Source organism: Vibrio cidicii, from assembly GCF_009665415.1.
Classification (GTDB): Bacteria; Pseudomonadota; Gammaproteobacteria; order Enterobacterales; family Vibrionaceae; genus Vibrio; species Vibrio cidicii.
This window is the reverse complement of record NZ_CP035922.1, coordinates 1,050,273-1,064,444: the sequence shown is the minus strand read 5'-3', so window position 1 is coordinate 1,064,444 and position 14,172 is coordinate 1,050,273. Positions and strand designations below refer to the sequence as shown.

The 14,172-nt window shown below is 46.4% G+C and carries 14 protein-coding genes; 6 read left to right on the top strand and 8 right to left on the bottom strand.

All coding sequences use genetic code 11. From position 1 onward, the window contains the following. Positions 1–147 precede the first annotated feature (147 nt). A complete protein-coding gene (locus tag EWA64_RS20270) occupies positions 148–1,530 on the bottom strand; it encodes a YjiH family protein (RefSeq protein ID WP_061894441.1) in 1,383 nt (460 codons plus the stop codon). 304 nt (positions 1,531–1,834) lie between these two features. Next, on the bottom strand, positions 1,835–2,503 hold the full coding sequence (locus EWA64_RS20265) for a YoaK family protein (protein ID WP_061894666.1): 669 nt from the start codon (positions 2,501–2,503) through the stop codon (positions 1,835–1,837). A 252-nt stretch (positions 2,504–2,755) separates the two neighbouring features. Between EWA64_RS20265 and EWA64_RS20260 the strand changes: the two genes are divergently transcribed. Next, positions 2,756–3,382, top strand: a complete 627-nt coding sequence (locus EWA64_RS20260) for a hypothetical protein (protein ID WP_061894442.1) — start codon at positions 2,756–2,758, stop codon at positions 3,380–3,382. A 104-nt stretch (positions 3,383–3,486) separates the two neighbouring features. Beyond that, complete coding sequence (gene shyA, locus EWA64_RS20255; protein ID WP_061894443.1) at positions 3,487–4,773, top strand: peptidoglycan DD-endopeptidase ShyA; 1,287 nt, start codon at positions 3,487–3,489, stop codon at positions 4,771–4,773. Between the two features lie 66 nt (positions 4,774–4,839). On the opposite strand, the gene EWA64_RS20250 is transcribed toward shyA, so the two are convergent. Beyond that, a complete protein-coding gene (locus EWA64_RS20250) occupies positions 4,840–6,663 on the bottom strand; it encodes a putative bifunctional diguanylate cyclase/phosphodiesterase (RefSeq protein WP_061894444.1) in 1,824 nt (607 codons plus the stop codon). A gap of 170 nt (positions 6,664–6,833) precedes the next feature. Further along, on the bottom strand, positions 6,834–7,721 hold the full coding sequence (locus tag EWA64_RS20245; RefSeq protein ID WP_061894445.1) for a LysR family transcriptional regulator: 888 nt from the start codon (positions 7,719–7,721) through the stop codon (positions 6,834–6,836). A 144-nt stretch (positions 7,722–7,865) separates the two neighbouring features. On the opposite strand from EWA64_RS20245, the gene EWA64_RS20240 reads away from it, so the two are divergent. The 3 genes from EWA64_RS20240 to EWA64_RS20230 all read left to right on the top strand — a co-directional run bounded on the left by EWA64_RS20240 (position 7,866) and on the right by EWA64_RS20230 (position 9,783). Next, the gene (locus EWA64_RS20240; RefSeq protein WP_369435845.1) at positions 7,866–9,020 is read left to right on the top strand and encodes a multidrug effflux MFS transporter; all 1,155 of its coding nucleotides are present in this window, start codon (positions 7,866–7,868) and stop codon (positions 9,018–9,020) included. Between the two features lie 59 nt (positions 9,021–9,079). Continuing rightward, the gene (locus EWA64_RS20235; protein WP_061894447.1) at positions 9,080–9,430 is read left to right on the top strand and encodes a hypothetical protein; all 351 of its coding nucleotides are present in this window, start codon (positions 9,080–9,082) and stop codon (positions 9,428–9,430) included. A 218-nt stretch (positions 9,431–9,648) separates the two neighbouring features. After that, a complete protein-coding gene (locus tag EWA64_RS20230) occupies positions 9,649–9,783 on the top strand; it encodes a hypothetical protein (protein ID WP_264299426.1) in 135 nt (44 codons plus the stop codon). Between the two features lie 75 nt (positions 9,784–9,858). Here EWA64_RS20230 and EWA64_RS20225 read toward each other — a convergent pair whose 3' ends face one another. From EWA64_RS20225 to ohr, 4 genes are all read right to left on the bottom strand, one after another. Then, positions 9,859–10,476, bottom strand: a complete 618-nt coding sequence (locus EWA64_RS20225; RefSeq protein WP_061894448.1) for a glutaredoxin domain-containing protein — start codon at positions 10,474–10,476, stop codon at positions 9,859–9,861. Between the two features lie 182 nt (positions 10,477–10,658). Then, on the bottom strand, positions 10,659–11,540 hold the full coding sequence (locus EWA64_RS20220; RefSeq protein WP_061894449.1) for a DMT family transporter: 882 nt from the start codon (positions 11,538–11,540) through the stop codon (positions 10,659–10,661). A gap of 399 nt (positions 11,541–11,939) precedes the next feature. Then, complete coding sequence (locus tag EWA64_RS20215; RefSeq protein ID WP_039444996.1) at positions 11,940–12,914, bottom strand: porin; 975 nt, start codon at positions 12,912–12,914, stop codon at positions 11,940–11,942. A gap of 220 nt (positions 12,915–13,134) precedes the next feature. After that, positions 13,135–13,557, bottom strand: a complete 423-nt coding sequence (ohr, locus tag EWA64_RS20210) for an organic hydroperoxide reductase Ohr (protein ID WP_061894450.1) — start codon at positions 13,555–13,557, stop codon at positions 13,135–13,137. A gap of 111 nt (positions 13,558–13,668) precedes the next feature. On the opposite strand from ohr, the gene ohrR reads away from it, so the two are divergent. Continuing rightward, complete coding sequence (gene ohrR / locus EWA64_RS20205) at positions 13,669–14,127, top strand: transcriptional regulator OhrR (RefSeq protein ID WP_061894451.1); 459 nt, start codon at positions 13,669–13,671, stop codon at positions 14,125–14,127. The last annotated feature ends 45 nt before the right edge of the window (positions 14,128–14,172 follow it).

Here is a 14,172-nt window from a genome sequence, read left to right as displayed (position 1 = left end):
TTTTTGTGACTTTGATGGCTTTCCTTTGCATCCGATTGAATATTAAGCGGATTGATAGTAAAGAAGTGTCACAAATATGAGATGCATTAATGTCTCAAATGCAAGAAAGCCTCGTATGAAACGAGGCTCTCTCTAAGGTCGTACGGGCTAGAAAATGAGATGCGCCACGCCAGCAATAATTGGCAGAGTGATCAGTGTGCGTAGAATAAAAATTACGAATAGCTCAACGATATTGACCGGAATCTTGCTGCCGAGCAATAGCGCGCCCACTTCAGACATATAAATGAGTTGGGTGACCGACATGGCTGCGATGATAAATCGAGTCATCTCGTTATCAATAGAAGCCGCCAAAATGGCTGGGATGAACATATCGGCAAAACCAACAACAATGGTTTCAGAGGCGGCAACGGCTTCTGGTACACCCAGTAGCTCTAGGAAAGGAATGAACGGTTGACCAAGAACAGAAAATACAGGTGTGTATTCAGCAATGATCAATGCCATGGTGCCTAGTCCCATAACGACGGGTAGCACTCCAAACACCATATCCACCGCGTTACGAATACCTTCAGCAACCACAGATTTTACCGACGTCACTTTGCCAGCTCGATCTAGAGCCAGTTCCATGCCCCAGCTAAATGAGGTATGGCCTGCTGGCACGGCATTGGCGTCAGCGTGCGGTTCACTACCATCGATATAGCGATCTTTTTTCATGCTCAGTGGTGGTAAGCGAGGAATGATGATAGCGGCAACAATGCCTGCGAGACAGATAGCACCGTAGAATGGCAAAAACAGGTGTTCCAGTTTCACTTGGGCAATCACGACCAAACTGAAGGTGATCGATACCGCTGAAAAAGTGGTGCCTACAACCGCAGCTTCGCGCTGAGTGTAAAACTTACTTTCATACTGCTTACTCGTGAGCAGTATTCCCACACTACCATCGCCAAGCCAAGAAGCCATACAATCAATGGCACTGCGACCTGGTAGGTTAAATATAGGACGCATAACTTTGCTCAAAAGAGCGCCAAACAGCTCCAGCAAACCGAAGTTGAGCAGTAGTGGCAGTAGCATGCCCGCAAAGATAAATACCGCAAACAGAGTAGGCAGAAGGCCAGTTAGGACTAAACCACCAGTATTTTCTTCCCAGATTGCTTTTGGTCCAACTTGAAAGAACGTCATCACCACGGCTGCGCCACCCAAAAGGCGAACGACTAGCCACAGAGAGCTTGGGTTGAACAGTCCGTTGAGAAACGTATTGTTGACGATTTTCGCTGGCTGGAAAAGTTTGGTAGCAAGAGAGGCCACAGCCATAAAAGCGATAATTGCCGTCACGAGTGCGACAAGATGATCGCCCAGCAAAGCAGGTACCAGCTTGGCTAAAATTGCCACTGGGATGGTTAATTCACCTTGGTAGCTGATTGGAGCCATAAAAAGAAGTAGGCCAATAAGCGAAGGAATGAAAAATTTCCAAAAGTTGTTTTTTCCGGCCACTTCACCGTTGGTCAGCGTGGCAGTATTGGTGTTTTCTGTCATACGTTTCTCATGTTACTACTAGTCAATACTTCCATTTCTGGAGAATAGATATTCACTAAACGTCTGTGTTTAATCACAGAGTTCGCGAGAGTACTCGCAAACGCACCTCGATGCAATACTATTCAACAAAATACCCTAAATATTCAGGCGTAACATCCGATGTGCGATATGAAATCAGAGTATTGTATTGACTATGTGTCAAATGTTAGGAAATTGTATCATTTTGAGTGTGGGGAGCTTCAATTAATGCAAAAATTTGTGATTTCGTCTGCGTGAAGAAGCCAAAAAATAATCGATAACTCTGTTAAAGAACCTTGTTTCGATTTATGTATAGGTAGATCCAGTAGGCGAACGCGATGGTAATAGCCAGACTGGCGGGGAAAATTAATGCGTAAAGTTGATAATGAAGGAAGCTAACAGCGCCAACTGATCCACCGAGGAGAAAGCCGCAGAATATGCATAAGAACAATTTAGCTTTGCGTTTATCGAACTGCTGACCGCGCAAGCTTTCGCCAATCATGATGCCTAGATCGGTTATCACTCCGGTCATATGGGTGGTACGAACTACCGCGCCGCTGAAGGTGGTGATCATGGCGTTTTGCAACCCGCAGGCAGCAGAGGCTAAATATTGTCCGTAGATATGACCATTGACTAAGAAACCGAGTGACATGATCAGCAAGAAGCCTTCGATACAGAGTGCCACGCCGTAACGGCGACCGAGTTTTAATGCGCTGCTCTCGATAAAAAAACCGCTGAAGGTGGAGCCTAATAAAAAGCTAACGATAATCAGCACCAAGTGAAAAGTATTGGTGGTGTCCGTGAGAAAGCTGCTACCGAGCAACGTTACCGTACCTGAGAGATGTGAAATCGCCTGGTGCTGAAACCCCATCAGACCAATAGCGTTCACGCAGCCAGCCAACAGTGCCAATAAGAAGGCACCAAATTCAACCCAACGAGGCAATCTTGAAATCACGGTCATCTCTCTCAAAGACTAAGGTGGTGATTATAGCGCTGCGTGCGCCAAGTTAAAGTGGTACGAGCTGTTGGTGGTTGATCATTCTCAAGTAAATTTTAACTTTTATATAAAAATTTGAGTGAAAGGTCATTCCACGTGACAAAAACGAGTCAAAGTATGTTCCGTCCTCTTTCAACTTTATGTTGCTATCTTGATCATGGAGAAAAATATCTTTAAGGTCTGCTTAACTCAGTTTTGCCCAGTAGAAAGATGAAAAAACGCCGATTGCTGTTCCCTTTGATTTTGCTCATTCCAGTTGTAATGTTAGCGGTAGTGATTGTAGCGGGCATGTACCGCTTTAGCCTCACTGACGACGACATCATGGCAAAGTTTCCCAATCAACCTATAGAAAGTGATGCGCTGCTTTACGCTTGGCTTGGGATCTCTTCGCCCAACCCCTTGACCCTCAATGTGCCCGAAAGCAAAGCGTTTGCCTTTATTGATGAGTATGACAGCGCCAATGGGCTGGCATCTGGTCAGTATGACGCGGGGACGGAGAGAGGCCGCGTTACGCTGTTTACCCAATTTAAGCTGGATCTCCGTTCAGATGAAGAAATCTGGTTTACTGCGCCATTCATGGTCAGTAATCAGGGAAGCGGCCGTTTTTACTATTTGGGATTGTTTAAATATGACCCACAGCCGCGACGAGTCATTATGACGGACTCCGTTCTTCTCGGTGATCGTATCGAGCTTGAACAATCGCAGCTTGGCGACAATAAGTATATCGAAGTGACGTTTTTGCAGCATTCGGCGCAACAATCCTATATAGAACAACCGCTTGACCGAGTGACGCAGCGATATGAACGAGTGGGAAATAAACTCAAACAATCTAAATAATCATTTTTGAACGACTTTTTGTGCTAAAAATGGCAATTTCATGGTGATTTCTCAATAAGAAATGCATAAGCTGTGAAGCCTGTTCAGCAGGAGATAGTAAGGCCGTGTCTTCCCCAGTAATTAACAGACGTGTTTCTCAACGCACTAGCGGTAAAAAGTGGATGATGTTCTCACTACCGCTGGTGGCAATTGTCGGTATTGCCGCGTCATTACCCCAATCCAACCTCACTCGCACGATTGAGCTCAATTTACCTGAGACGAGCCAAGTGGTTGAGTCGCTGTTCGTCAACAAGTCAGACGGTTGGTTGATTCCGCCCAGTTTTGAATACCAGATAAAAAGTGGTGATAACCTCAGCACAATTTTCACTCAGCTTGGTTTTGGCTACGCTGAGATGATGAAAGTGATGGAAACGGACTTAAACTATCTGGCGCTTGATACTTTAAAACCCGGTAATACGCTGAGATTCTGGAGAAATGAAGTCACTGGTGAACTCAATAAAATGGAGTTGGAGTTCAGCATCGCAGACAAAGCGGTTTATGTACGCAACAGTGACGGGACTTTCGATTTTGAGCAGGTTAACCTTCCAGGTGAGTGGCGTCAGCAACCGCTGACGGGAACGATTGATGGCAGCTTTTCTACTTCGGCCAATCGCCTGGGATTAAGTAGTACAGAAATTGATCAAGTGGTGTCTTTGTTAAGAGAGAAGTTGAATTTCACGCGAGATCTACGCGCTGGTGACAAGTTTGAAGTCGTGCGGCGGATGCAGTACATCGATGGTATTGACAGTGGCAAGCGCCAGCTAGAAGCGATCAAAATTTACAACCGTGGGCGTGAAATCAGCGCTTATCTGCACACCGATGGGCAGTTCTACGACGCCAAAGGGCAGAGTTTGCAACGCGCCTTCCAGCGTTATCCCGTTGCCCGCAATTGGCGTTTGAGCTCGCAGTTTAATCCACGTCGCTTGCATCCTGTTACTGGGCGTGTGGCCCCGCATAACGGAACCGATTTTGCCACGCCAATTGGTACCCCAGTGATGTCGACAGGCGATGGGACTGTCATCATGGTGCGTAATCATCCATTTGCCGGCAACTATGTAGTGGTTGAACACGGCAGCAAATACAAAACTCGTTATTTGCATTTAAGTAAGATCTTGGTGCGAAAAGGGCAAAAAGTGTCGCGTGGGCAAAAAATTGGTTTGTCTGGTAACACGGGGCGTGTGACTGGGCCACATCTTCACTATGAATTGTTGGAGCATAATCGCCCGGTTGATGCGATGAAAGCCAATATCCCAATGGCCAGTTCGGTGCCAAGTAAGGAGATGAAATCTTTCTTAGCAACGGTGAAAGAAGTGGATTCAATTTTGCATGAGCAGACCTCACAAGCGATATGATCCAATTACGATCAAACAAACAGATCAAAGTGAACCCTCTTTGATCTGTTTGAAACGATTTTCTGTTTAGGCGCTGCGTGCGTTCTGTGCCTGCAATCTAGCAATAATTTCCTGAGGTTTTTGCGGTTTGGAATAGTAGTAGCCCTGAATTCGCTCACAGCCCATCTCAATCAGTTTGTTCAACTCACTTTCTTCTTCAACCCCTTCGGCGACCAGATCGACATTGAGTTGGCTAGCTAATTGAATAATCAACCAAACAACACGTTCGGCGGTTTGGTTGCTGAGCATATTTCGCACAAAACTGGCATCAATTTTTATGGCATCAATAGGGTAGCTATAGATGTAATTCAAGCTAGAATAGCCCGTACCAAAGTCATCCAGTGCGATTTGAAAGCCTTTCTGCCGTAGTGCATCAAGCAAAAGTAGCTCTTTTCCAGATTGAGTCAGTAAGACCGTTTCAGTTAGCTCGATAACAAAATCTTTCGGATGGTGGTGATACTTGCGCATCATCGAATCGAGAAAAGCCAAATAGCGTTGGTCGTTGACCAGCTCATAAGCTGAACAGTTAACTCCGAGTTTGACTCGATAGCCTAGCTCATTTTCCAGCCACACTTTACTTTGACACGCCAACTCAATAATGCGTTCGCTTAACTGAGTAATTAAGCCAGACTGTTCTGCAGCATCGATAAATTCAACGGGTGATACTGCCCCATACTCAGCGCTGTTCCAGCGAGCGAGCACTTCAAAATAGTCCCAGCGTTTGTTATTGACATTAACAATGGGCTGAACCACGACATAAAATTCCTCGCTTTGTTCGACAGGTAAGGAGAGTTGCTCGCGGATAGCTTCAATCAATTGTGATTTACGGTGGTAGTGCGCACTGAGATGTGTATCGTAACTGCGTATCCGTTCTTGAGGATTCTTCTTACACTCTTTCATCGCCAAGGTAGCGTTGAGGATCAGTTCTTCACCGCTCATCACTCGTTTGTTGACTGCTTTTGCTATGCCCATACTGACATCAAAACTGACATGGTTGCATTTATCTTGATACCCAGATGAGAGGCTGTGCAAAATTTGTTGGCAGACATCTTCTGCCTGTACTGCGAAAGTAATAAGAGCAAACTCATCGCCAGAAATTCGATAGGCCAACCTCGGTGGTGGCAAGACCTGACGAATGGCATTGGCAGTAAATTTAAGAATTTGGTCGCCGACGTAGTTACCGTGAATATCATTGATCAATTTGAAGTTATCAATATCTAAATAGACTAAAGAAAACGGGCTCTCAGTCTGTTCGGTTAGCATCTCCAAGGTATCACTCAAGCTACTGCGATTCTCCAAGCCAGTGAGATTGTCATGAGAAACTTCGTAGCTGAGTTGATTAACCAGTTGATCAGATCGAGCTGTGAGCCACTGTTCACGCATGCTTTGCGCCGCTAATTTTGCGTACACTTGATGGTGCTTGATCAGATTAACCGTCTCCTCAGGCGGTGAGTCATACACGGAGATCAACATACCCAGAATGTCACCATTGGGTGCGTGAAGCGGGATCCCGACAAAGGTTTTGATTCCCATCGCGGTGAGTGTCGCTGAATGAGGGGCAGAGCAGTAACAACTCGCGTGGCTAAGACAATACTCAGTGATGGCTAACGCGACTCTCTCTAACGATTCAGGCGTCACGCGTGCAAGATCAGAATCCGAGTCGCGTTTGGCACATGACTTGATACTGGTGTGGCCACTATGCAAATCAACCTGCAAGATGCAAGTTGAGTAAGCCGCAAACTTTCTTTGCAGTTCTACAGTGACTTGGTGCAGCAACTCATTCCCATCGAGGGACAAAGCCTGGATGAGGGTATCGAGTTCAATGCAAGCTTCCAAGGTTGAACCTTTCATCTGACGTTATCTCTGCCTGAATAGTTTTCACGAGTTATTATTGGTGCATAGAATTGCAAAATCATTACTTTATGCATCGTATTAAATATTGTTCAGGTTGGCTGAGTTTGCAACGTTGATTGTCTGCCTAGCCGCTAAGCTACTGTTTTTCCATTAGGTAAAAATGCATGTCAACTGGCCCTTTCTTGCTCCAAACGCTCTTTTAGATAGTCGATAAACAGTTTTGTGCGCGTGTGCTGGTAGTCGAGTTTTGGATAGTAAGCATAGACCGTTGATTCGTCGGCAGTGATTTCAGGTAAAACCCGCACCAGTGTGCCTTGTTTTAATTCGTCTTTGATCATTACGTTGTTACTTAGCAAAATGCCCATGCCTCGTTTGGCGCCATGGAAAAGCGCTTCTGGGTTAGTCGTGGAGAAATTACCGGAGAGAGTAAGGCGTTTTCCTTTGTTGATTTTCACCTCCCGGCTCGGTTTTTCTCCCCAAATGAGTATGTTATGTTGCAACAAATCGTCTGCACAGGTCGGGGTGCCATGTTTGGCTAGATACGCAGGGGCGGCGTAAAATGTCGCCTTGTGCTCAAAGAGAGGGGTGGCAATAAAGCTGAGCGAGTTTAACTGTTCTAGCTCGCGGCTGATAAACAGATCCAAACTCAACTCAGGGAGTTGGCCGGGTAACGTGGTAAAGAGCTGAATTTTGATGTCTGGATATTTCTCAAGAAAATCATCTAGATAATGAACGAGAAACTTAGAGCCTACCGCCAAGGTTGCGCCAATTTTCAACAGACCTGCTGGGCTTTGGTTGACGGAACGTGTTTCGTCTAACACCGATTGCCAACTCTCCATTTGCACTTTTGCACGTTGATAAAACAGTGCGCCAGCTTCGGTTTGGCTGATCGAGCGCGTGGTGCGCTTTAACAGTTGCACGCCAATTTTATCTTCAAGCCATTGAATACGCTTACTGATCGCCGAACTGGTGGTGTTCTGCTTTCTCGCTGCAGCGTTAAAGCTGCCTTCCTCCACCACTCTGATGTAACTCTGTACGCTTTGAATCCAATCCATTATTCATTCTCTCTAGGAATTAATTTCTTTCCAGTTTCCTAGATTATCATCAAATCATAAGCAATATACACTGCGGCGATGAGCTTAAGGGGAGAAGGAAGTAAAGTGCAAAATCGGCTGCGTAAAACACCACTACTTTTGGCGATGATGATTATTGCAACTGGGCAGGTTGGAGTGGCTATCTACATGCCTTCGCTGCCGATGATCAGTGCTGAACTCGGTTTGGCGCAAGCCAGTGTGCAGCAACTGGTGACCCTGTTTTTACTCGGTTTTGGCTTCTCGCAACTCTTCTACGGGCCGTTCTCGGACGCGATTGGCCGCCGTCCGGTATTTATTGTTGGTCAAGGGATATATCTCTTGGGTACCTTAGTCTGCATCGCTTTTTCATCCAGTATGGAAGCGTTGGAATTTGGCCGCTTGTTGCAAGGATTGGGCGCAGGGAGTGCATCGGTACTCGGGCGCTCTGTATTGCGAGACAGCTACGAAGGTGATCAACTGACCAAAGCGCTGTCGTACATTTCGGTAACCGCGTCAATTATGCCGATCATCGCCCCGGTGTTTGGTGGTTGGATAGCCTTTCACATTAGTTGGCAAGCGGTGTTTGTGTTCGTGCTCTGTTACCTATTGGCTATCTTCACGCTGGGTTATTTTGTCTTACCGGAAACTTTGCCGTATGCGAAAACACGCTTTCGTCCACTGAGCCTAATTGCGACCTACCGTGAACTGTTGAGCAGCCCGCAAGTTTTGGGCAGTGCAAGTTTTAACTGGATGAGTTACCTCGCGAGTTTAGTCAGCTTATCGATTTTCCCCTTCATGATGCAAAATCAACTTGGTTTATCGGCTGCAGATTACGGTAGCTTGATGATCGTTCCCTCCGTCGGGCTTCTTTGTGGCAGTGTCGCAGTGAATATTCTGCTGCGCCGTTTTACTATCCGGATGGTGCTTGGATTCAGTTTTACCCTGATTGTGCTGGCGGGGCTTGCACTCATGAGCTTACCGCTGAGTGTGGCGAGTCTTGTGGGCGCTTTCACCTTGATGAGTTTTGCTCAAGGCTTGTCATTTCCCTTGTCGATCAGCTTGCTGCTAGCGCCACATAAACAAAAGGCGGGCGCGGTGTCTGCGCTCTCTGGCTCGGTACAAATGTCGGTTGCCGCGTTGTTGGGCGGCTTTTTGGTGGAGCACTGCATTGCCACGCAAACACAGTTAGGGCTGTTCTATCTGATGGTGGCAAGTGGTTGCTTTGCGGTACTGCTTTTTAATAGCCGTATTATTGTTGCTCGCGAAGTACAGCAAGTGTGAGCTTGATTCTACCGAGCGGCATTACTACAATGCGCGCAAATCTTCACAAGGGCATACTGATGCAACAGAACGAATTTGAACAACTGGTGAAAGCGCTTTGCCAGCAAGAAAACCTACCTAAAGCGCTGGAATTGCTAAAAGCGTCGGACGATGAAGAAATTTCGCAGGCAGCGCAATCTCTCACTGGTCAATTTGTTTTGGCTGAAGTCGAGGGGGAGCGACGTGTCTATCATGTTTCTTACCAAGAGAATGACGCGGGAGAAGAAACCGAGTACCTAGAACACATCATGAACGAAGGCGAGCACTTGGTGAAATTTGCGGCTTGGTTCTTTGACTGCATGTTTGAAGTGAAAGCGAAGGAGACTTACCAAGCGGCAGGCAAAACATACCAGCAGCCCAAACGCAGCTAACCTCCTTTCTCTTTGTGTTAAAACGCCGCCGTGTTGTTCACCGCGGCGTTTTTTGTTGATAGCGGCAACGCTGCCCTCTTTTTCTTATTTCGATAAGATCTTTTTATCATCTCATGAAATAAAATTACGAAATAAATGTGATCTAACGCTTGTTATTGGTCAAATATGAAGTAAAATTACAACGTAAATGAGAGAAAAGAAAACTGAGGAGAAGCAAAATGGGTAACGAACTAGGTGGCGCGTACATTGGTCAAATGATGGCAAAACAAGCGATGCACAACGCTTTGTACGGAAAAAGCACCAAGAAGAAAGCCTCTTTGATCAGCCGTATGTTTAAAAAAATGGCAAAATAAGATCATCGATTTGTAATAAAATTTCAAAAAAAACCTGGCTTTAGCCAGGTTTTTTATTTTCGCTCAGTTAGGATTTTAGTGAGCCGATTGGTGACTCATATCCAGCACATTGTCTGGCAACGAGGTTAAACCACGTTGCTCTAGCCAGAGTTGCAGTTGATCGTAGCCACCGATGTAATGGCCTTCCAGCCATATTTGTGGGACGGTCACAGGCGTTTTCTCTCCGATGATGGCTTTTACCTCAGGGATCATGCGATACAGAGCCGCACTCTCTTTGACCACATCGTGATAGAGATATTCTATGCCTGCATCATCCAGTCGTTTTTTGGCTTTCACGCAGTAAGGGCAGGTCGCTTTGCCGTAGACGATGTTGCCTTTGAGTGTATCGCGCTTAGACCATTCGGCGATGACCGATTGAACCAATACGCCACGGTTGAGCGCCTCTCCCTGACTGACTACTTTGCCTTCAACCAGCAGAATCGGTGCGTGCCAAGCGCCCCGTTTTAGCGGTTCCCACCAGTGAGAAAGCCAATCCTTGACCTCAAGCTCAACGGGTACGTCTGCCAATTCGTTGGCAAAGGTGTCAGTGAGAATGTCCTTGGTTAAGGTGCACTCGCCACAAGGAATATTGACTTTAAAAGGGCCCCAACTTCCGGCCCATTTATACAAAGTGATTTTGATCGGTTTACTCACGAGTGTTTCCTTAATTTGGCTATTCGCTTTAATTTAATCAGTTTCTTGTGAATAAGAACGAACCTATCTGCCTTTTCTTTCAGCCTAGTGGAAATTATCGGCTTTTCTAACTTTCGGTTTTTCTAACTTTCGGCTTTCTTACTTTCAGTTTTGTTAGCAACGGCTTTCTTAGTATCGATTTCTCACCGTCTGTTTTTCTTACTTTCCCAATGGGTGATAAAAGCGACGGAAGCGATAATGATCGCCGCGCCAACCCAAAGCCGACCTGGTGGAACCCAGCCGAAAACCAGCCAACCTGCCAAGACATTGAGCGGCAACTTTGCGTGGTCGAACGGTTGTACAAAGGAAGCATCAGCGCTGTCATACGCTTTCACCACCGCCCACTGTGCCAGTGCGGTCATGCAGCCTGCGGCAAAAAGTACCAACCAAATAGTTGTGTTGCTCGGCAGGGTAAAATCGGGCAAGGCCAGCATAATGTTAAACGGGGTGATCAAAAGCAGTAAGTAGACCACCATGGTGGAAGGGGGATCATTCACTGAGAGCTTTTTCACCATCAGTGAATAACATGCCCAGAAGAAGGCTGCACCGACAGGCAATAAGGTCGCCCAACTGAAATCATCGGTCCATGGCTCAAGAATGATCATCGCGCCGACAAACCCCATTAATGTGGCGGCCCAGCGAGCGATACCGACTTTTTCTTTGAGAAACAGGCCCGAGCCAATAGTGGCAAACAGAGGTGATGTCATCAAAAGCGCAATGCCTTGCCAAATTGGCACCGGGTAGGCGAGTGCCCACAACCACAATTGGATGCCAATCACGGAGAGAAAAACCCGCAGTGCATGCCAACCAAAGTGCGAGGTTCGCAGTGAACGGCGGATACCGAGGGTTCTGAGATACGGAAGAATCACAATCAGCGCAATACCGTATTGCAACAGAGCAACGGTGGTAGACGGAATGGAAAAATGAATACTGGCAATTTGTGCGAGGCTGTTAACCAAAGCAAAAGCGAGCCCTGCGGTTAACATCCAACTCGCGCCTCGAATAGGGTGATGTTGAGAATGCATAGAAAATTGGTGTTAATAAAAGTTTGAGAATCATACGTTTTCTCGCCGGCTAAGCCAACGTTTCGCTACCAAATGCGAGATAAAAAAAGCCCCCAGTGAAGGGGGCAAATGCCGATTTAAAGGACGTTACCTCTGATTAAGAGGCTAAGAACGAGAAGCACAAACGCTGCCATGCATTTGTACTCTAATAAAAGCATGATGTGTGCCAATTTTTAAATTATTGATATTTATAGACTTATCTATTTTGATATGCCGTTGATTGCACCAAGATCAGGCTCAAATATCCCCTTTGGTGCACAGTGAGGGCAAGTTGTTATGCACCAATTGACGCCATCGTTGCTCGAAAACAAAAAAAGCCGGTGACTGGACCGGCTTAAAGACTCTAAGTGTTAAGGACAATTAGAAATCGTACCGTACACCCAAGCGAAGCGTGTCTTCACCTTGGGTGACTTTACCGGCTGCGTCTTTTACTTCATCCATTTGGTTCATGTAGTAAGAGGCGTAAGTGCGGAAGTTGCTGTTCAGTTTGTAGTAACCAGCCAACTCAATACCCTTAGTTGCGTCAGACTTCGTGCCGTTGTTGTCTTCTTCTGCGAAGCTGTAGAGCAGCGCGAGGCTAAAAGGTTTGCTGACTTTGTACTGCGCGACAAGTTCGTACGCTGTGAATTCTTTCTTCGCTTTATCATCGATATCACCAGTTGAGTAAGTGGCACCGAGGTACAATTTGTCGAGCGTGTAACCTGCACCTGCTAGGATTTGGTTTTCGCTGCCTGCGCCTTTACCGAGGTCACCAGATGAATAAGCCAGACCAAGGTCTAGACCCATCGGTAGGGAAAACAAACCGCTGATACCCATAAGGTCGCTGTTGTCTGCACTTTTTGCTGAGTAAGTGGCTTGAATTTGCAGCGCATCAAAAGTGCCACGATAAGCAAAAGTGCTGTCTGTTTTGTCTGATGATGAGTCGATGTACTGTTGTACACCAGAGAACTCAGTCATGTCCGTTAGGTCAGAGATAATCACTGCAGCCATGTTTTGGCGGCCGACAGAGAACGAACCTGCGTCAGATTTCACACCAGCATACATGTAGCGGTTGTCAAAGGTGCTTTTGCCTGTACCTTGCTCAGCTTCATAGAAACCGAATGCTTCTAGGCCGTTGCCCAAATCGGTGCTGCCTTTAAGGTTAAGACGAGCACGTGTGCTGTCTTTCATCGTACCGTCGATTTCAGCGCCTTTACTGCCGATGAAGTCACCACGGAATTCAACGCGGCCACCAATCTTTAGTTCGGTGCCTTCATTGCTGTATACCGTTGCAGCAAATGAAGAACCTGTTACCACTGCTGAAAGAATTGCTGTTGCTAGAGCTGCCTTTTTCATTACTTGTTACCTTATTTGTAATCAATGGGCTTACTTGCCCGTTTTGTTTATGTGGCTAAGGTACGGGTTGAAAATGAACAATCGATGGCTGATTGATGACAATTCGGTTGTGAATATATTTCAAATCTATGAATTGATTGGTTTTTATACGAAGCGTATAGCGAAAGATGAAAAAGAGATGGGCAGAAGAAAAGGCCAGCGTTTCTGCTGGCCGATTTAGTTACAGTGGCTGATCGTTGACGCTCACTTTCACATCAATGTTGCCACGTACAGCATTGGAGTAAGGGCAGACTTGATGCGCAAGGCTAACGAGTTGATTGGCTTCTTGTTGAGGGAGATCCAGTGTGGCGTTTAAAGCCACTGTTAAGGCAAATCCACCGCGATCATTTGGACCAATGCCAACCGTTGCCGTTACCGGAGCGTGTTTTAAAGCCACTTTGCCCTCGCGCGCGACGTGTAAAATCGCATTAGAAAAACAGGCGGCGTAACCTGCAGCAAATAGCTGTTCTGGATTGGTGGCTGCGCCGCTGCCGCCCATCTCTTTTGGATAGCTTAAATTCAGCTCAAGCAGTTTGTCGTCGGTGCTGACCATGCCATTACGACCAGCAGAAGCGGTTGCGGATGTTTTATACAGTGTCGTCATCGTCTTTCCTTTGTTTTTTGATTGTGTGCAATTTAATTGCTTACAATCTTATATCGATCCCTGAGTTGTTTGCAAGTATATTGTGCGCAATTTATTTGCAAGGATGATTCTATGTCTCAGTCCCACTCCAATTGCCAGATCAGTATAGAAGATGCCATTTTGCTGGAAAATCAGATCTGTTTTCCGCTCTACAGCGCCGCGAATGCGGTCATTCGATCGTATCGTCCGTTACTTGATAAGCTCGATCTCACCTATTCTCAATATTTGGTGATGTTGGTGCTCTGGCAGAAAAACGGCATCAACGTGAAAGATCTCGGTGCAAAATTGTATCTCGACTCGGGCACCTTAACGCCGCTACTCAAACGCTTGGAGAGCAAAGGCATCGTAGAGCGGCGGCGCGGGAAAGATGATGAAAGAGTACGAGAGCTCTACCTGACAGAGATGGGGCAAGCGTTAAAACAGCAAGCGTTGTCGATTCCGCGAGAGATGCAGTGCAAGTTTGATCTCTCTTTGGATGAATTGCTCACCTTGAAAACGTTGTGTGAACGAGTGATTGGCCAACTGGGCTAATGGAGAGCAGATCTCATTTTCTGTCATTCTGTGATTGAATTCTGA

Bases quoted from the DNA above. Each gene is read 5' to 3' on its own strand.
- EWA64_RS20270 (WP_061894441.1), bottom strand. From the start codon at position 1,530: ATGACAGAAAACACCAATACTGCCACGCTGACCAACGGTGAAGTGGCC.
- EWA64_RS20260 (WP_061894442.1), top strand. From the start codon at position 2,756: ATGAAAAAACGCCGATTGCTGTTCCCTTTGATTTTGCTCATTCCAGTT.
- EWA64_RS20250 (WP_061894444.1), bottom strand. From the start codon at position 6,663: ATGAAAGGTTCAACCTTGGAAGCTTGCATTGAACTCGATACCCTCATC.
- EWA64_RS20245 (WP_061894445.1), bottom strand. From the start codon at position 7,721: ATGGATTGGATTCAAAGCGTACAGAGTTACATCAGAGTGGTGGAGGAA.
- EWA64_RS20240 (WP_369435845.1), top strand. From the start codon at position 7,866: ATGATGATTATTGCAACTGGGCAGGTTGGAGTGGCTATCTACATGCCT.
- EWA64_RS20235 (WP_061894447.1), top strand. From the start codon at position 9,080: ATGCAACAGAACGAATTTGAACAACTGGTGAAAGCGCTTTGCCAGCAA.
- EWA64_RS20230 (WP_264299426.1), top strand. From the start codon at position 9,649: ATGGGTAACGAACTAGGTGGCGCGTACATTGGTCAAATGATGGCAAAA.
- EWA64_RS20220 (WP_061894449.1), bottom strand. From the start codon at position 11,540: ATGCATTCTCAACATCACCCTATTCGAGGCGCGAGTTGGATGTTAACC.
- EWA64_RS20215 (WP_039444996.1), bottom strand. From the start codon at position 12,914: ATGAAAAAGGCAGCTCTAGCAACAGCAATTCTTTCAGCAGTGGTAACA.
- ohr (WP_061894450.1), bottom strand. From the start codon at position 13,557: ATGACGACACTGTATAAAACATCCGCAACCGCTTCTGCTGGTCGTAAT.
- ohrR (WP_061894451.1), top strand. From the start codon at position 13,669: ATGTCTCAGTCCCACTCCAATTGCCAGATCAGTATAGAAGATGCCATT.